The sequence below is a fragment of the Saccharibacillus endophyticus genome (assembly GCF_013185185.1).
Classification (GTDB): Bacteria; Bacillota; Bacilli; order Paenibacillales; family Paenibacillaceae; genus Saccharibacillus; species Saccharibacillus endophyticus.
This window is the reverse complement of record NZ_JAAZWE010000005.1, coordinates 189,064-207,357: the sequence shown is the minus strand read 5'-3', so window position 1 is coordinate 207,357 and position 18,294 is coordinate 189,064. Positions and strand designations below refer to the sequence as shown.

The window sequence follows — 18,294 nt, the reverse complement described above, 5'->3', positions numbered from 1 at the left end:
GGAGGGAGTTCCCATGCTTGATCGCATTTATCCGTATGTCGTCCGCATCGCGGCCTTGTTGTTCGCGCTCATGTTCCTGACGCCGATCTTCTGGATGCTGTCGCTCTCGCTGACGCCCGAAGGCGGCAGCCTGTTCGCAGGCGGGTTCAACGTCTCGCTCGACAACTACAAGACCGTGCTGAGCCGCGCCCCGATCTTCGGTTGGATGGGCAACAGCCTGGTCGTGTCGGTCGTCACGACGGCGCTGGTGCTGCTGCTCGCGTCCATGGCGGCGTATTCCTTTTCCCGTATCCGGTTTCCCGGCAGCAAGGTGCTGTTCATCCTGTTCTTGTCGGCGATGATGATTCCCGGCGAAGCGACGCTGATCCCGCTGTACCTGCTGATGCGCGACGTCGACCTGCTCGGCACGAGAGTTTCGCTGATCCTGCCCGCGATCGCGGGTCCGATGGGCATTTTCATCCTCAAGCAATTTTTCGACGGACTGCCCAAAGACTTGGAAGAAGCGGCGCGGATCGACGGAGCGGGCTTTTTCAAAATCTGGTACCGCATCTTCCTGCCGCTGTCGCGTCCGGCGCTTGCCGCGCTCGGCATCTTCACCTTTATCGGTTCGTGGAACGATTACGTCTGGCCGCTGATCTCCATCTCGGACAAAGCGTATATGACGATCACGCTCGGCCTGCCGATGTTCCAAAGTTCGTACAATCAGGAATACGCCCTGCCGATGACCGCCAACGCGCTCGCCGCCATTCCGGTGCTGATCGTGTTCCTGATTTTCCAAAAGCAGATCATCAAAGGCATCGCGTTCACGGGCGGCAAAGAAATGTAGCAAAGTGCACGTTACGCTTGCCGCTCAGGTTAATCATGTAAAAAGGACGACGCGCCGGCGCTCCCGTCGAGCAATCGCGGGAAGCACTCGCCGTCGATTCCGTCCAAGGAGGATTTATGACGATTTCAAACGAAAACCATCTGCCCCGCCCCGAGTATCCGCGTCCGCAGTTCCGGCGCGACGAATGGCTGAACCTGAACGGCGAATGGGATTTCGCGTTCGACGGCGCGCGCCGCGGCGACCGCGAGCGTTGGTTCGAAGGCGGCGGGGAAGCCTTCGATCGGCGCATTCATGTTCCGTTCGCTTTTCAAAGCAAACTCAGCGGCATCGGCGATCCGGGTTTCCATGATGCGGTCTGGTACCGCCGCGGCTTCGACGTGCCCGAAGAGTGGACGGGCCGCCGCGTCGTGTTACATATCGGCGCGTGCGATTATGCCTCCACCGTTTGGGTCAACGGCCGCTGGGCGGCGTCGCACGAAGGCGGACATACCCCTTTTCACGCCGATATTACCGACCTGTTGAATACGGAAGGCGGCAACACGCTGACCGTGCGCGCCGAGGATTTCAGCCGCGACGTGACGCTGCCCCGCGGCAAACAGTTTTGGAAAGAAGGCTCGGAAAGCATCTTTTACACGCGAACGACCGGGATTTGGCAGACCGTATGGCTGGAGCCGGTAGAAGACGCGCATGCGGAAAAGGTGAAGTTCACGCCCGATATCGACCGGAACGAAGTGCGCGTGCGGGCGTTCTTCTCGCGCGGCGCGTACGAAGCGGATGCGGGACAGGAGCCTGTCACGGCCGTGCTGCGGATTTCTTTTGACGGAAAAACGATCGCGGAAGACCGGTTCCCCGTGCTGCATGCCGAAGAAGCGCGCGCGATCGGACTGAACGATTTCAACGATCACGGGCTGGGCCGCTGGTGGACGCCGGAGAAGCCGAATCTGTACGATGTCGAGCTGGAACTGATCCGAGGCGGTCAGACGGTGGATGTCGTGAGCAGCTACTTCGGCATGCGCAAGGTTTCGATCGAAAACGGCCGGCTGAGCTTGAACAACCGTCCGTATTATATGCGTCTGGTGCTGGATCAAGGCTATTTCCCGGAAGGCATCCTGACCGCCCCGTCGGACGAAGATTTCGTGCGCGATATCCGGCTGACCAAAGAAATGGGCTTCGACGGCGTGCGCAAGCATCAGAAAATGGAAGATCCGCGTTTTCTGCACTGGTGCGACCGGATGGGACTGCTCGTCTGGGGCGAAGCGGCGAACGCTTACGCGTATTCCGAAGAGTACGTCCGCAAGTTCACCCGTGAATGGCAGGAAGCGGTGGACCGCGATTACAACCATCCGTGCATCGTGGCCTGGGTGCCGATGAACGAAAGCTGGGGCATTCCGAACGTGCAGATCGACCGCCGCCAGCAGGAGCACGGCTTGACGCTGTATCATCTGACGCGTTCGCTCGACGAGACCCGCCCGGTCATCTACAACGACGGTTGGGAGATGGTGAAGACGGACATCGTCGCGATCCATGATTACGAGTGGAGGGAAGAGATCCTGACCGAGCGTTATTCGTCCGCGGAAAAAGCGACGAACGCCATGCCGGCCAACCGGCGCATTTTCGTCGGGGACGGCGCCTACGAAGGCCAGCCGATTCTCGTGACCGAATTCGGCGGCATCGCCTACAAAAAAAGCGAGCAGGAAGGTTGGGGCTACTCCGGCGCGGACAACGACGAGGACTTCCTGGCCCGCCTCGGCGCCGTGATCCGTCCGCTGACCGTTTCCGGCGTCGTGCAGGGCTTCTGCTACACCCAGCTGACCGACGTGGAGCAGGAGATCAACGGACTGGTGACCTACGATCGGGTGCCGAAAGTGCCGTTGGAGGACATTCGGAAGGTGGTACGGGGCGAGAACCGGTAAAGCCGACGTATTAAAAAGAAATTTGCCGCATCGAAAAAACCGCTTGAATCCGTGCGCTTCGGCCGATCGGCTGAAACGAACAGGTTCGGCGGTTTTTTGCGCGACGGATCGGGTCTTGACGCAAACGCCGCCAAGTCCGATCCGTCCAGCGCCGACGTAACTTCCGATTCCGGCGGCATACGCCAACATTCCGAGCAGGGTCATGGCGGCAGCGAACATGAAGCACCTCCGATTCGTGATGAGAGGAGTGTAACACAGCTTTTATGGGCAAAAACAGATCAAATTTCAGGTATGTCCGCATAGGGGAGACTGCGATCTTCTTTGTGCATACGAAAACGCAATGACACACAATGTTCACGATGAAATCATGCCTTTTCAAGGCGGACACTATATTCAGCACATTTGAAAACCGATATAATGTAAGCGTAACCAATTATCGCAAATCGCACTTAGTTTTATCATCCAAGGAGGATGGCAGACATGGCAGCAGCATTGAAAGAATTCAAAAATTGGGTCACCGGCGCGCGCCAATCGGAGAAGACTCTCGGGGACGACGAATATCGCAGACTGGAGTTCTCGGTCGAACGCCACCTGCACACGCCGCAGGTTCCGAGCCCGATCACGTATCAGGAAGAGGCGCGGATCAAGATGGTTCAGTATCATTAAGGAGTCGTTTGAGACAAACGGTTTGCATATAAAAAAAGACTGTCCCGAAGCCGGGTAGCGGCGTTCGGGACAGTCTTTTTGTTTCGGGCCGAGGACCGCGCTTAACGCTCGGTCCAGTATTCGCCGCCGTCGTCGCGAACGTAATCGTGATCGACGGAAGCTTCCATAATGTCGCGGAACGCCCAGTAGCTTGCGGGAGCGTCCGGCCAGCGAACGTTCAATTCGCCCAGCAGCGGGCCGCGACCCAGCATGCGGTTGACCGCCGTTACCAGTTCGGCGCGGGCGATCGGCTCGTCGGGACGGAACGTGCCGTTGACGTAGCCTTTGAGCAGGCCGGCTTCGGCGGCGGCGCGGATATAACCATCGGCCCAATGGCCTTGCGTATCGGAGAAGCCCGCTCCGGCGATCGGCTCCAGGTTGCGGAACCGGGCCATGATGACGGCCAGCTCGCCGCGCGTGATGGCTCGCTCCGGCTGGAACTTGCCGCCCTGCGTGCCGTTCATGACGCCCAATTCGGCTGCTTTATCGGCGTATCCCGCCGCCCAATGGGAGGACGGAACGTCGGAGTAGCGGCTGCTTGCCGCTTGCGGTACGTCATTGCCGATCATGATCCGCGTCATGATCGCGGCCATTTCGGCGCGGGAGATGGAACGTTCCGGCCGGAACGTGCCGTCGGGATAGCCGAAAATATAATGGATATGCGTTCCCTGCTCCGGCGAGGTCCATTCGACCGCTTCGCTGAGCGCCGATTCTCCCGCGGCGGATACGGCGGAAACCTGAAGGCGATAGCCGCTTCCGGCTTGCAGGCCGCTCAACCAGTATTCGTTCAGCTTGACGTCGGAAGCGACGAGGCGGCCGTCGATATAGACGCGGTACGATGCCGCTCCGGTCGAAGGTTTCCAAGTCAGCTTATAGCCGCCGATCGTCGCGTTGGCGACCGACGGTTCGGACGGAACCGAAGGAACGACGGTTGCCGTCGCCGGCGGTTGAACCGTAGCGACGGGAGCGGACGGAACCGGAGTCGGCGCGGGTTCGGACGCGATTCGCTTCATGCTGAGATCGTATTCGACGATCGCGCTGCCGACATGGATGATGCCGTTGTCGATCCAGCTGTCTTCTCCCGGAATGACGGCGCGATTGCGCTTTTCGATACGGCTGTCGTACGCGTCGTATCCCGATTTGAAGGCTTTGATATAGTAGTCGCCGTTGGCGTAAACCATCCACGCGTAGCTGCCGTCGGCAACCGTGATCTGCGGGTTGCGGTTGCGGTTCGGCGCAAAGTCCGCCAGCTCCGGCAGCGATACTTCCGTGTCCGGCACGCGGCCTTGCGTGCGGTTCAAAGCGGTATCGGCCCAGTACAGCCGCATATCGACGCCTTCGATCGCTTTTCCGGTCGCCGAGTCGCTCACGATGCCGTAAGGGTCGATCAGCACCGGTTCGATCGTCAATTGGCCTTCCTGATCGACGGTCACGTCTTTGAACACGCCCGCCAGCTTTTCGCCGGACGGTCCTTGGAACGTGAACAGCAGGCGGTACGTTCCCGGCTGCACGTCGTCCACCTGATAACCGCCTTCGGCATCGATTTTTACTTCCGAAGAAAGCGTATGGCCGGAGACGTCGAGCAGCGTTCCGCTGACGCTTCCGTCACGCACGAAATGCTCGAACGGCGAGCTGACGTTTTCGTCTTTTTGGACGAACAGCTGACCGCTGATCTGGCGGATCGCCGCCACTTCTTCGCCCGGGCGGTTCAACGCGCCGACTTCGCTGCGCTGCGTCATCTTGACGGTGCGCACGACGCCGCCGATTTCGATCGGCGCTTCCACGTGCAGCGTGTACGTCCGATTGCCGCGCGGAACCGGAATATGATACGTGCCGTCGGCCGCCGTGCGGACTTCGGCCGTGAAATCGACTATGCCGTCCCCGTCGAAGTCTTCGGCGATTTTGACGACCGCGCCGGCGATCGCTTTGCCGCCGCTTGTCACGACGCCGTTGATCGAAGGAGGCAGCAGCGCGATCGTGAGCCGTTTTTCCGCATAGATGCCAGACTTCGGTTCGCGGACGATCAGCGTTACCGTTTCCTGCACGGCTTGGTCGCTGTCGATTTTCGGCGCGGTATATATTGCTTCGGCGGTGCCGTCCGCATCCGTCCGAATTTCGGTTTCGTTCAGTTTGCCGGCGTCCGCCGAAATAACGGCGCGCACGCCTTCGATCGGCTGCCCCGTTAAGCTGTCGACGACGCGAACGTTAAGTTTGGCTGTTGATTGCCCGTCGCCGATCAAGCGGTCGGGATCGGCCGACAGCACGATCTTGGCGACTTCGGCCAGATGCAGGTCGAACTGCTTGAGCTCCGCCGAGATCGCGACGCCGCCGCTGTCCAGCACGCGCTCGGAAGAGCGTACGGATATGACATAGCTGCCTGCCGGAAGGGCATCGAAGCGGTAATGTCCTTGTCCGTCGGACGATACGTTGTAGGCCTGCTCGTCGCCTACCGTTCCCGCCCAGACCGTAACGTCGGGCAAAGCTTCGCCGGTCGGGCTGTAGACGATGCCTTCGACGGAACCGGTCACGACGGGAACCGGCGTCTTTTTCAGTTCCACCGATTTGCTGCCCGATATCGTCGGATCGCTTGCCAGCGTCGCTTTGACGTTCACGAACCCTTCGGAAGCCGCCGGCGACACCTTCAGCTCGCCCGTATCGGGATCGATTGATACGCCCTGCGGCGATGCAGGATCGATGCTCCAGGAGACAGGTTCGGATACCGGCCAGTTTTCTTCGCCGTAAACGGCTTGGTACACCGTCGTCGCTTCCGGCTCGTTCGTGCCCGGGATCGTCACGGACGAAGCTCCGTACACGTCCAGTTCTCCGAAGGAAGGAGGAGTTGTGACCTTAATCGAGATCGTGCGTGCCGCGCTGCGGTTGCCGGCGAGGTCCGAAGCCGCGATCAGGAAGCCGTGGGTTCCCGGTTCCAGTACGGGAGGAAGCTCGTACTTCCAGGCGCCGCTCGAGCCGTTTGCAGCGACAGACGTGTAAGTGTTACCGTTGTCGATCGAAAATTCGATTTGGCTTCCGGCTTCGGCCGTTCCTTCGAATACGATCGGCTGCGAATCGCGTTGGATTTCGGAACCGTCCTGCGGCGTCGAAACGGTTGGGTTCGCCGGAGGGGTTCTGTCGATCACGAGCGAAAAGCGGCTCGAAGCCGGGCTGGTTTCTTTCGGCGGAGCCGAAGCTTTGGCGGTCAGCGTATGCGAACCTTCGGAGAGCGCGCTTAAGGTTGCCGCCCAAGTTCCTTGCTGGTCGGCATCTGTTTTAGCCAGTACGGTAGTTCCGTCGCTGTCGTAAAGGGTGACCTGGCTATACGCTTCCGCCGTGCCGATCAATTGCGGAGTCCTCGCGTTGGTGATAGCGTCCGTGGAAGAAGGACCCGAGTCGCTTGCCGGCGATAAACGAAGGATGGTCGGCGTTGCCGTCGTTTTGGGATTCAGTCCGATCGGAGCGAATGTTCCGGACGCGTTCGCCGCTACCGTGATCGTCTGGACGGCGTTATGGGTCGTGACCTCGTAAGACGAAGCCCGATCCAGGCGAACGGTAACTTTGCCCGAACCGGAAGGCCAGGAAAACCGTCCTTCGGAATCGGTCCATACCTTGTATTCCATCAGGCTGTCGTCGGTAACGGTCAACATGACGTTTTCGTAAAACGGTTCGCCGGCGCCTTTTTGGCCGTTGCCGTCCTTATCAAGGAATACCGTGCCGGACGCGTTCGGCTTCACGTTCAGCGTCGTCGTGTACGACGGTCCCGGGAAGTACGTCCATGTATCGATGCCCTTGTCGTTGCCGTAGTTGTTGTTGAAGCCGCGAGCTCCCGCGGAACTGTCGATGCCGCCGGACGCGTCGCGCGGATTCGGCGGCGTCTCGCCGTTGGCCGGATCGAGCGAGATGCTCGTGCCGTTGGACGTTTTGTAATTGCTGTCGTTCCAATAGATGGTACTGACGGTGACGCCGTTCGGCAGCGCCGGCTCGTCCGGTTGGTTCAGCGCTTTAATCTTGATACCGTTCGGCGCGCTCTCGATATCCAACATCGGGAAATGGTATTCGCCGCCTTTGACCGTCAGCTTGGCCGGATAATGGCCTTCGGGCAAAACGGCTCCGGAACGGTCGAGACCGTTCCAAACGACTGCGTTATTCCCGATTACGAACGTATTTTCCAGCACGCGATCGACCGCGGCGTCGAACTTGCCGTTCAGGTCGGTATCGATGACGAGCTGGTAGCTGCCGGCTTTATCGGCCGTGAACGAGAACGTGCCGCCCGCCGCCGGAGCGGCCGTCGAATTCGAACTGCCGGCGCCGACGAATTTAAAGCTGTCTTTTTGAAGCTGCGCCAGCGGTCGCGGCTCGGTCGGAACGTCCGCCGGAAGGTCCGAGCTCGGTTTGTTGAAAAAGATTCGGTGCGTCTGATCCGTCGCCGTATCCGGTTTGGTCGGATTTTGTACCGTTACGCCGCCGACCGGAAGGTTGTTGACCAAATTGACGGACCGATACAGCGTAGCGTTCGATCCGTCCAGAAATCCGCGGTTATTCGAGAAAAAGCCGAAACCGAAAGGGTCTATGCCGTTGAGGTCCGTTTCGTACTGATACCCGTCTTTGGTCAGGACGTACAGCTTGGAGTACGCGTACTTGGAGCCGCCTCCCATGTTGAGCGACAAATAATTCGTGTACGTCCGCCCGTCCTTGATCTCGCCGGCCGCGTTTTTGACGGTGATGTCCCAAGCGGCTACGGTCCCTTTCTGGTTGGTGGCATTCGCGGAGGACGTTGAACTGTAAAAATTGTTTGAATCCACAGCGACCGGGAGAGGATTGTCTTTGGCCATGGGGCCATGAAATTGGACGGTCCACCATCCGGTCTGCTCGGCCTGTACGGTCAGCGGCTGGTATCCGCCCGTATTGGAAGGCGAAGACGGACCCAGTCGTTCCTTGGCAACGGTATCGATCAGTCCCGTTCCGTCTGCGAGCACGTCCAAGCTGAGCTTGCTGCCGTCCGGCTTGGTCACGACGATATCCCCGCCGCTTTCAGCGTAAGACGCCGGCACGCTGGACCCGAGATAAATCGTTTCTCCTGCTTTAACGTACGTTTGCAGCGACGTTATTCGTTCGATCCCGGCCAGATGCGTACCCGGCGCCCATTCCATGAACGGGCGTTCTCCTTTTCCGCTTTCGACGAGATCCCGGCTTCCTTCGGCATGGGCGTCATGTCCCGTTCCGAGCCATAAAGCGCCGAGCGTAGACAGCCATGCCAGCGCGAAGCCGGCTTTTTTTAATCTTGATCTGGTGGTATTCATCTTCGGTGGCGCGTCTCCTCATGATCAATTGTCTCTTGACGAATAATGTTTGTTTTCGTCGAAAGTTTTTTTATTATACACTCTTGTTCTGAACAAATTCTAAACAACTTTTCAAGGCCGGGAAGCGCGCTTCGATGTCCACTCCGCAAATCGCTTGTGTTACAATGGGAACGTTACATTCGCCGGGACGACGGCAAGTGAAAGGATGACGAAAATGAGCGAACAACAAGTGAACGAGAGCGAAATGATCGCCTATATCGCGGATAAAACGGGAGCCGGCGAGGCAGGCATCAAAACCGTGCTGAAGCACGAGCAGGACTTTATCGCGGCCGCGGCGAAAAAGCCGGGCGACACGATCGAATTCGACGGAGACGAGCTGGTGGATTACGTGGTGGGCAAAAAGGACGTCAAGCTGAACGAACTCGAAGTCGAGAACGTGCTTGATGCCGAAATGGCTTACCTGATCGATAAAGGTCTGGCAGGTTACGAAGACTAAACCGAACTCTGCGACCTGCAGGGTTCGAAGCAAGCACGACGTCGATCAAAGAACGGAAATGTTCGAAAAGCGCGTTTTCGCGAAAAATTTGCAGAGGTACGCGATCAGCGGGGAATCGGCAAAGTTTTGCGCGAAAAACGCGCTTTTTCGTTTTCGTTATAGATGGAGGGAAAGCGAAGATGGATCAAGACGAAAGGGCCGAAAGGCGAGCGGAGACGGAGCAGCTAACGGCCCAAGCGGAAAAGGGGCTGCCCGCGCGAAAAAAGAAAAGCGCGTTCCGGCGGACTTTGTCGGGCGCGGGCTGGTTTTTGATCGTGCTGTTGGCGCTGCTGCTGATCGGCTTTATTTATCAGGCGGTCGGCGAACGGAGCGATCGCGCGGCCTATGCGGCCCCGGGAATGCTGGTGGACGTGGACGGACATCGGATGCATGTGTACAGCGAAGAAAAGCCGGGCAAAAGCGCCGGGGAACCGACGGTCGTGCTGATCGCGGGCTGGGGAACGCCGAATCCGTACGCGAATTTTTCTCCGATTTACGAAGAAATCGGAGGAAAAGCCAGCTTCGCCGTGGTGGAACGGTTCGGGTACGGGTACAGCGACGTGACGGACGAAAAGCGGGACGTCGACCGGATCGCGGAAGAACTGCATGAGGCATTGGACAAAGCGGGCGTGAAACCGCCTTACGTGCTTGCGCCGCATTCGCTAGGGGTGCTGGAATCGATACGTTTTGCCCAATTGTATCCCGGCGAAGTCAAAGGCATGGTCATGATCGATACCGGCTCGCCGGAATTTTACGAGACGTTCCCTTCGCGCGCGATGCAGTCGCAGCTGCAGCGGATCGCGATCAAGTCGGGGATCGCGCGTGCGCTTTACCATGTGAACGGATTTGCCGAAAAGGTGGCTGCAGGGCGAAACGGGCTCAAACTTTTGACGCCTGAAATGAAAGAACAAGACCGCCTGGCTACGCTGCTCGTGGCAAACAACCGAAACGTGACGGACGAAATGCGCGAGATGCATGCCAATGCCCGCAAAGTGGTCCAACGCAAAGCGAAGCTTGATCTGCCGATGACGATTCTCGTCGCGGATCACCTCGGGGAAGTCGGCGAAGGACGCATGGACGTTCAGCGGCAGTTCGGCGAATCATGGTCGGGCGATTCCCGAACGCAGGTGCTGCTCGTGCAAGGCAGCGGCCACTCCATGGCTGCTTATCAGCCTCGGGCCATAGCCGACGCGATGCTTGATATGGTGCGCGAGCTCGCCGAATCAAGCGAAGTCGGCAGCCGATGATCAACCAATAAGGATGGAGGAAAATCGACGATGGATCAAGACGAACGCGCAAAAAGACGGGCTGCGATGGAGCAGATTCTTGCCCAGGCCGATGCCGGGCTGCCGGCGCAGCCGGTCGATCCCGGAGAAACGGAAGGTGCGGAAGGTCCTGAGAAACCGGGGAAACCTGCACGAAAAAAGAAAAGCATGTTCCGGCGGATCTTTTCCGGTATGGGCTGGCTTCTGATCGCGATTTTGGGCGTGCTGCTGGCCGGATTCGTTTATCAAGCGGTCGGCGAGCATAACGATCGTGCCGCTTACGTCGCGCCGGGAGCTTTGGTGGACGTGGAAGGGCATCGCATGCACGTCTACAAGGAAGACAAGCCGGGAAAAGGAGTAAGCGAACCGACGGTCGTGTTGATCTCGGGATGGGGTACGGCGAGTCCGTACGCGGACTTCTCGCCGCTGTATGCCCTGCTGCGGGAACAGGCATCATTTGCAGTCGTGGAGCGGTTCGGTTACGGGTATAGCGACGTCACCGACGAGAAGCGCAATATCGACCGGATTACCGAAGAGCTTCGCGAAGCGTTGATTCAAGCCGAGGTGAAGCCGCCTTACGTCCTGACGGCGCACTCGCTGGGCAGTCTGGAAGCGATTAGGTTCGCGCAACGATATCCGGACGAAGTCGCCGGGATCGTGACGATCGATTCGGGTTCGCCGGAGTTTTACCTGACTTTCCCCGAGCGGAACATGCAGTTGCAACGTGTTGCGATCAAGTCCGGTATCGTGCGCGCGCTGTATCACGTGAACGGTTTCGCGGAATATCTGAACGGACAGCGCAACGGTCTTCGCCTGCTGTCGCCCGAGATGAAAGAACAGGACCGGCTGGCCACGCTGCTTGTCGCGATCAACGACAACGTGACGGACGAGATCCGAAACGTGCACGTCAACGCGCAAAAAGTCATCGACGACAAAACACGGCTCGACATCCCGATGACCCAGCTTGTCGCTGACCGATTCGGCGAGGTGGCCGAAGATTGGCTGGATGCGCAGCGCGCATTCGGAGAGTCATGGTCGACGCAATCCCAGACGTCCGTCGTGCAAAATTCCGCTCACTCCATTCAAGCGTACGATCCTCAAGCCGTCGCGGATGCGGTCCTGGAACTGATGGGAACTAAGCGCTAACAAAAAGAGAGTTGACTTCGTTCTTTCCTGAAACTATAATGGTTACAATTCAATGTTTTACTTAACCTTATTCTCGAAGGAGCGAATATACATGGGCAAAATTATCGTTACCGGAGCTTCCGGTCATCTGGGTTCGGCGGCTATCCGTCATCTGATCGATCTGGGCGTGCAGGCAGGAGACATTGTCGGCATCGTGCGCGACAAAGAAAAAGCGGCGCCTCTCGCCGAGCTGGGCGTAGAGCTTCGTCTTGGCGATTACGACAATGCGGCTTCGCTGCCGGCAGCATTCGAAGGCGGGGAAAAGCTGCTGTTCGTTTCGGCGTCTTCGATGGATAACACGCTGCGTATTCGCCAGCATGCGACGGTTGTCGAAGCGGCACGCAACGCGGGAATCAAGCATATCGCGTACACGGGCATCGCGTTCGGCGAGCGCATGACGATCGGATTGGAAAACGTCCACCTGGCGACCGAATACATGATTCGCACGACAGGTGCCGATTATACGTTCCTGCGCAACGGTTTCTATCTGGAGCTGCTGGTGAACGAAGGTACGCCGGGGATCGCTGCAAGCGGCGCGGTCATTTCCGCTGCGCCGACAGGCAAGCTGAACTACGTGACTCGCGACAACCTGGCCCGTGCGGCCGCTGTCGTGCTGACGAAGGAAGGCCACGCCAACAAAATCTACGAGCTGACGGCTCCTCAGCCGTTCTCGTACGACGAGTATGCAGCCGTATTGTCCGAAGTATCCGGCAAGCCGGTCGCTCATAAAGCCTTGCCTGCTGCTGAAGCCGTCAGCACGCTGGTATCCGCAGGCGTGCCGGAAGGCGGCGCTGGCTTCCTGATCCACGTGATCGACGGCGCGATCGAACGCGGCGAATTCGCCCATCCTTCGAACGATCTGGTTGACCTGATCGGAGATGCTTATACGCCGCTGAAGAGTGCGGCGGGAGCGGTTTTCAAAGGTTAATAAAAGGCTAAGCCGCATAGAGCCTAAAAGCAAAGAAGCCGCCTCGGCACGGGGCGGCTTCTTTTTGTGGTAAAGCGATGAACGGCACATCCTGAGACGGCTCAAAAAATCGAAATCAATTCCTTCGTGTACGCATGCCGGTTTTCGGCCATGAGTTCATCGGCGCGGAAGCGATCCACGATCCGGCCTTCTTGCATCACCATGATCTGCTGGCTCATCCGGTGAACGGCAGCCAGGTCGTGGGAGATGAACAGGTAAGACAAGCCGAGCGAGGTTCGCAGCTTGGTCAGCAGGCCGAGTACCGCGCCTTGCGATATGACGTCCAGGCTTGCCGTCGGCTCGTCGAGCACGACGACGTCCGGCTCGATGCCGATCGCGCGCGCAATCGTGACGCGTTGGCGCTGCCCGCCGCTGAGTTCATGCGGATAGCGACTCGCCAGCTCGGCAGGGAGCTCGACGGCCTCGAGCAGCTGCCGGATATAGGCTTCGCGCGATGTGTAAGAAAAGTGCTTCAATTGAGCGCCGCCAGCAAGCTGCTCATACGGGTCGATCAAGGAGTCGGCGATCTTGAGCTTGGGATTCAGCGCGGCTGACGGGTTTTGAAAAACGATCTGGATACTGCGGCGATGCGGTCGCAATTTACGGGCGTTCAGGCGGGCGATATCCTGACCGTCGAGCACGATTGAGCCGCTATCCGCATCCTCGATGCGCAGCAGGCAGCGGGACAGCGTGCTTTTCCCGCAGCCGCTTTCGCCGACAAGGCCGAGGCATTCGCCGCGTTCCAGATCGAAGCTCACACTGTCGACCGCAGGGAGATCGGCGCCTGCGTAAGTGCGGGAGAGTTGACTAACGCTCAGGACGGGCGAGTTTTGCGGCAACGTCGGCGTGCCGTCAGATCCGCGTTTTGTCGCTGAATGCAGCGCGGCGGCGTCGGACAGGGTGGCCGAGGTCGGTTTCGTATGGGAAAGATCTGCCGAAGTGCCGTTTCCTCCCGAAAATAATATTCGATTCAAGGTTTGTCCGATCATGGCGTCTCCTCCTCAAGCCCCGACTTCAACGAACGGCTTAACACGGGCGCCGCATCGATCAACTGACGGGTATATTCATGCTGCGGATGATCGAGGATGCGGTGCTTGCCGCCCGATTCGACGATCCGGCCTTCCTTCATAACGGACAAGCGATTGGCGTAGCGCCGAACATGGCGCCAATCGTGCGTGATGAACAGAATCGCGCATCCGGTTTCTTTTTGTTTGGCGACAAGCAGTTCCAGCACCCGATGACCCGATACGCTGTCGAGCGCGGTGGTCGCTTCGTCGGCGATCAACAGGCGAGGCGATAGCAGCAGCGACGTGGCAATCGCTGCCCGCTGCAGCTGCCCTCCGCTCAGTTGAAACGGATAACGGCGCAGCAGCGCGGCATCCAGCCCGACCGATTCCAGCGCTGCGGCGGCTTTGGTTTTGCGCACGCTTGCCGATTTTTCGCCATGCACCTTCTGATATTCGTCGAAATGTCCGCCGATACTGCGAAACGGGGTGAACGCGCCTTGGTAGTCCTGAAAAATATAAGAGATCCGGCTGCCGCGCAGGGCACGCATTTCTTTGGGGGTACGTTCCAGCAGATTGCTGCCTTCGAATACGACTTGCCCGGACGCATGGAGATTCGGCGGCAAGAGCTGCCCGATCGACTGCGACAGCAGGCTTTTCCCGCTGCCGCTTTGTCCGACCAGCGCCATGAACTCGCCTTCGCGTACCGCTAGGGAGACGTTGTCCACGATGGTGCGGTCGCGTCCGGCTATGCTTAATTCCTCAATGGACAGGATCACGGCTGCACCTCCTTTTTCACGTCGAACCGATCCCGCAGATAATCGCCCAGCATATTCGCCAGCAGCACGACCGATACGATCGCGAGGCCCGGGTAGACCATCAGTTCGGGACGGGATTGGAAGTAAGGACGCGAGTCGTTCAGCATGGCGCCCCATTCCGGCGTCGGCGGCTGCGCGCCCAGTCCGATGTAGGACAGCGACGAGATGAGCAGGATGATTTTACCGAGATCGAGGCTGGCGAGTACCAGCACATGCCCCGCAATATGCGGCAGCAAGTGCTTGATCATGATGCGCGCGTCGGACAATCCGTTGGTGCGGGCAATACGGATATAGTCTTTTTGCGATTCGGATAATACGGTACTGCGGACGAGTCGGGCATAACTGACCCATTTGACGATGACGATCGCCAGCACCAGATTGCTAATACCCGCGCCGAGAAGACCACTGAGCACGATCGCCACGATCGTATCGGGAAAAGCAAGAAAGCCGTCTGCGATGCGCATGAAGAGTTTGTCGACCCAGCCGCGTTTGTAGCCGGCGATAAGGCCGAACGGAATGCCGATGACCAATGCCGCGCCCAGTGCGAGCAGGCTGTAGCCCAGTGTCTGACCTCCGCCGAGCAGCAAGCGGGTCAGCACGTCGCGTCCCAGATGATCGGTGCCTAGAGGGTGCAGCATGCTCGCGCCGAGCAAACGCCCGCGCAGGTCGGTCAACGTCGGATCATGCTTCAAATATAAAAAGGTGTAAACGGAGGCCGCGATGACGAGCAGTGCAAACAAAGCGGCGACAATCGCCTGGACGCTGTGCTTTTTGGATTTGGACGGACGCGTGCGAACGCGCACAGGCATGCTTTTCATCGGTGGGCCTCCTTTTCCTTGAGTTTCATTTCGGGATTCAAATAGCGGTACGACAGGTCGACGGCCGTATTCACGATGAACACGACGACCGCCATGATCAGGATATAGCCCTGGATCAACGGATAATCGCGCTGGCGGATCGCGTCGACGACCAGCTTGCCGATTCCAGGATACGCGAACAGCACTTCGATCACGACGACCCCGCCGATCAGGCTGCCGAGGCTGACGCCGAACACGGTGATGACCGGAGGCAGGCTATGACGCAGCGCGTGCAGCCAAAAGATACGTCCTTCCGACAGTCCGCGCGCCCGTGCGGAACGCACGAATTCCTGACTGAGCGAGTCGAGCAGACTGGAGCGGAGCAAACGCACGTAGACGCTGGAGATCGCAAGCCCCAACGTAACGCAGGGCAGAATCAATGAAGCGAAGCCGTCGCGGCCCATCGTCGGCAGATTGCCGAAGCGGACGCCGAACAGGTCGATCAGGATCAAACCCAACCAGAAGCTCGGAACGGCCGCGCCGACGATCGACAGCATTCGGCTGACGGTATCGATCCAACTGCCGCGATAGACGGCGGATAAGGAGCCGAGCGGCACCGCGATGAACAGCATAACCAGCAGGGCGCCAAGCGTCAGCTCTACTGTTGCAGGTAGCGCGCCCATCAGAGTTTGCATCACAGGCTGTCCGGTAGAGTAGGAATTGCCGAAGTCCAGACGCACGAAATCAAGCAGCCAGCTGCCGAACTGGACGAGGAGCGGGTCATTGAAGCCCATTTTTTCCCGCATGGCTTCGACCTGCTCCTGACTGACGGAAAGTTCGTCAACGTTCAAAATCGTCAGCACCGGATCACCCGGCGCAAGCCGGATGAACAGGAAACTGACGAACATGATGAACAGCAGGAATATGAACACTTCCGAAAACTTGCGAAGTAAAATGCGAAACATTACATCACGTCCAGCTTATTGGTAATCATGTAGTATTCGCTGAGCGAGCTGACCCAGTTTTTAACCTTTTTGCCGTTGTAGGCAACGATGGTGGACGGGTGCAGCACGAACGAATTCAACACGTTGTCATGCACGTAGTTGGCGGCCTGTTCGGCAAGCTCGGCGCGCTTTTCGGGAGCGACGGTCAAGTTCAGTTCGTCGATGATCGCGGTCAATTCCGGGTCTTCCGAGCCGCTGAAGTTGAGGGCGCCCGTCGGATGGTACGTCGCGTTCAGATAGTAACCGGCGTCGCCGCGAGGCGCGGTCAGGTTGCTGTAAGTCGCGATGTCCCAATCCCGATTGGAGGCCATGTATTCTTCCGGCGTATCGATCTGGCGGATTTCCACGTCGACGCCGATCTGTTTGGCGTCCGATTGGAACACCTGCGCGATCAGCGGCAGGTCGGCGCGGGCGGAATAGGTCAGCAGCGTAAGCTTCAGCGGCTTGCCGTCTTTTGCCATGACGCCATTCTCCAACTTGTAGCCTGCGGCTTCCAGATGCTTCACGGCCGCTTCCGAACCGGACTCGGTCGCCTTGTTGTCATACTTCGGCGCGAACGGCAGGGAAGGCAGGAACGGTCCGATCGCGGCTTCGGCGTGGCCGAGCAGGATCGTATCGACGATGCCTTGACGGTCGATCAGCGCGTCGAGCGCTTTGCGCACGTTCAGGTCTTTGATGCTTTCGCGTTCCATGTTCATCGTCAACTGATGCACGCGGAATGTCGAGGCGGATTCCACGACCATGCCGTCGATGGCTTTGAGCGATTCCAGGCTTTCCACTTCCGGACGGTACACGATATCGACCTGTCCGGATTTGAGCGCGAGCGAGCGGGCGTTGGCGTCTTCGTTGAACGAGAAAGTCACGGTATCCAGCGGCGAAGCGCCGTCCCAATACCCGTCGTAGCGGCTTACTTCGAGTTTGCTGCCCGGCGTGAACGACGTCAGGGAGAACGGACCCGTACCGACCGGCTTGTTCACGATGTCCGGCTCGCTCACGTCGATGATCGACGTGTTCGGATTGACCAGCTCGGAAGCGAATTCCGGAAAAGGCTGGGTCGTCGTGATCGACAGCTTGTCGCCGTCGGCTTCGATCGTATCGATTTTGAGCGCGTTTTGGATGGCGACGCTTTCGGTCAAGGCGCGTTCCAGCGAAGCTTTTACGGCGTCTCCGGTCATCGGTTTGCCGTTCTGGAAGGTTACGTCGTCGCGCAGGTCGATCGTCCAATGCTGTCCGTCTTCGCTGTCCCAGCTCTCGGCCAGCCACGGCGCGACGGTGAGGTTCTCTTCGTCGAGACGTACCAGCGTTTCCGTGATGCCCGCGCGCAGCGGCACATAGCTGGAATCGACATGCGGATCGAGCGAGCTGGTGGCGAAATTATATAGGAAGTGAACGTTTTTGGCTGTGGCGGCGGAATCGGGCGATTGCGCGGCGGTTTCCGGGTTGGAAGATCCGCAGGCGCTCAGCAGTCCGGCTCCAAGAACCAAAGACGCCAATAATGGAAACATTTTTTTATTCAAAGGTGATACCCCTCTCTAATTCGTAACAATTATCATTAACACAACGAATCTTATAATATCGTAATGATTACGTTTTGACAAGGTGTGTAAGTTGTTTCATATGTCGAAGAGAGGCTTGGACACTTGTTTGAAAAACGGGTACTAATAATTAGAAAAGGAGGGAGATAGACATGTTACCCAGAAATTTGAACGGGGCCGACGAAGAAGCGGCCAAGCGAAGAGCCGAGTATCAGGCGCAGAAAACGAGAAACACATCGCTTAAACGGACTTTGATCACGGTTGCGGTTACCGTTGTTGTCATATTTCTAGCGGTGTACGCAATCGATTATTTCGGGATCTTGTAGAAACGGGTCCGTGCTTGGATTGAAACGCGAACAAGGAAAGCGAACATAAAGATGGAAAAGGCGAAAGACGAAAAGACGAACCTTGGAAGGTTCGTCTCGGAATTCGGAATTTCGGGAAAC

Annotated in this window: 14 protein-coding genes; 8 read left to right on the top strand and 6 right to left on the bottom strand. The window is 58.3% G+C overall.

The window, feature by feature from the left end:
* The first annotated feature begins 13 nt into the window (after positions 1 to 13).
* The 3 genes from HRQ63_RS18300 to HRQ63_RS18290 all read left to right on the top strand — a co-directional run bounded on the left by HRQ63_RS18300 (position 14) and on the right by HRQ63_RS18290 (position 3,405).
* Positions 14 to 826, top strand: coding sequence for a carbohydrate ABC transporter permease (locus HRQ63_RS18300; RefSeq protein WP_172246454.1), 813 nt, complete (start codon positions 14 to 16; stop codon positions 824 to 826).
* A 116-nt stretch (positions 827 to 942) separates the two neighbouring features.
* On the top strand, positions 943 to 2,739 hold the full coding sequence (locus HRQ63_RS18295; protein ID WP_172246452.1) for a glycoside hydrolase family 2 protein: 1,797 nt from the start codon (positions 943 to 945) through the stop codon (positions 2,737 to 2,739).
* A 480-nt stretch (positions 2,740 to 3,219) separates the two neighbouring features.
* On the top strand, positions 3,220 to 3,405 hold the full coding sequence (locus HRQ63_RS18290; protein ID WP_037286726.1) for a hypothetical protein: 186 nt from the start codon (positions 3,220 to 3,222) through the stop codon (positions 3,403 to 3,405).
* Between the two features lie 101 nt (positions 3,406 to 3,506).
* On the opposite strand, the gene HRQ63_RS18285 is transcribed toward HRQ63_RS18290, so the two are convergent.
* Positions 3,507 to 8,738 carry an S-layer homology domain-containing protein gene (locus HRQ63_RS18285; protein WP_172246450.1) on the bottom strand — a complete coding sequence of 1,744 codons (5,232 nt, stop codon included), beginning with the start codon at positions 8,736 to 8,738 and terminating at the stop codon, positions 3,507 to 3,509.
* Positions 8,739 to 8,952: 214 nt separating this feature from the next.
* Between HRQ63_RS18285 and HRQ63_RS18280 the strand changes: the two genes are divergently transcribed.
* From HRQ63_RS18280 to HRQ63_RS18265, 4 genes are all read left to right on the top strand, one after another.
* Complete coding sequence (locus HRQ63_RS18280; RefSeq protein ID WP_172246448.1) at positions 8,953 to 9,234, top strand: hypothetical protein; 282 nt, start codon at positions 8,953 to 8,955, stop codon at positions 9,232 to 9,234.
* Between the two features lie 179 nt (positions 9,235 to 9,413).
* Complete coding sequence (locus tag HRQ63_RS18275; RefSeq protein WP_172246446.1) at positions 9,414 to 10,520, top strand: alpha/beta fold hydrolase; 1,107 nt, start codon at positions 9,414 to 9,416, stop codon at positions 10,518 to 10,520.
* A 30-nt stretch (positions 10,521 to 10,550) separates the two neighbouring features.
* Positions 10,551 to 11,684 carry an alpha/beta hydrolase gene (locus HRQ63_RS18270; protein WP_172246445.1) on the top strand — a complete coding sequence of 378 codons (1,134 nt, stop codon included), beginning with the start codon at positions 10,551 to 10,553 and terminating at the stop codon, positions 11,682 to 11,684.
* Positions 11,685 to 11,775: 91 nt separating this feature from the next.
* Positions 11,776 to 12,651 carry an SDR family oxidoreductase gene (locus HRQ63_RS18265; protein WP_172246444.1) on the top strand — a complete coding sequence of 292 codons (876 nt, stop codon included), beginning with the start codon at positions 11,776 to 11,778 and terminating at the stop codon, positions 12,649 to 12,651.
* Positions 12,652 to 12,752: 101 nt separating this feature from the next.
* Here HRQ63_RS18265 and HRQ63_RS18260 read toward each other — a convergent pair whose 3' ends face one another.
* From HRQ63_RS18260 to nikA, 5 genes are read right to left on the bottom strand one after another with little or no spacing between them, the layout of a single operon-like run.
* The gene (locus HRQ63_RS18260) at positions 12,753 to 13,679 is read right to left on the bottom strand and encodes an ABC transporter ATP-binding protein (protein WP_172246442.1); all 927 of its coding nucleotides are present in this window, start codon (positions 13,677 to 13,679) and stop codon (positions 12,753 to 12,755) included.
* Complete coding sequence (locus HRQ63_RS18255) at positions 13,676 to 14,473, bottom strand: ABC transporter ATP-binding protein (protein ID WP_172246440.1); 798 nt, start codon at positions 14,471 to 14,473, stop codon at positions 13,676 to 13,678. The genes HRQ63_RS18260 and HRQ63_RS18255 overlap by 4 nt, the downstream gene beginning before the upstream one ends.
* Positions 14,470 to 15,330, bottom strand: coding sequence for a nickel transporter permease (nikC, locus tag HRQ63_RS18250; RefSeq protein WP_172246438.1), 861 nt, complete (start codon positions 15,328 to 15,330; stop codon positions 14,470 to 14,472). Before nikC ends, HRQ63_RS18255 begins: the two co-directional genes overlap by 4 nt.
* Positions 15,327 to 16,274: a nickel ABC transporter permease gene (gene nikB / locus HRQ63_RS18245; RefSeq protein ID WP_172246436.1), complete on the bottom strand. Its 948-nt coding sequence runs from the start codon at positions 16,272 to 16,274 to the stop codon at positions 15,327 to 15,329. The genes nikC and nikB overlap by 4 nt, the downstream gene beginning before the upstream one ends.
* Positions 16,274 to 17,818, bottom strand: coding sequence for a nickel ABC transporter substrate-binding protein (gene nikA / locus HRQ63_RS18240; RefSeq protein ID WP_172246902.1), 1,545 nt, complete (start codon positions 17,816 to 17,818; stop codon positions 16,274 to 16,276). Before nikA ends, nikB begins: the two co-directional genes overlap by 1 nt.
* A gap of 182 nt (positions 17,819 to 18,000) precedes the next feature.
* On the opposite strand from nikA, the gene HRQ63_RS18235 reads away from it, so the two are divergent.
* Positions 18,001 to 18,174 carry a hypothetical protein gene (locus HRQ63_RS18235; RefSeq protein WP_172246434.1) on the top strand — a complete coding sequence of 58 codons (174 nt, stop codon included), beginning with the start codon at positions 18,001 to 18,003 and terminating at the stop codon, positions 18,172 to 18,174.
* Positions 18,175 to 18,294: the final 120 nt, after the last annotated feature.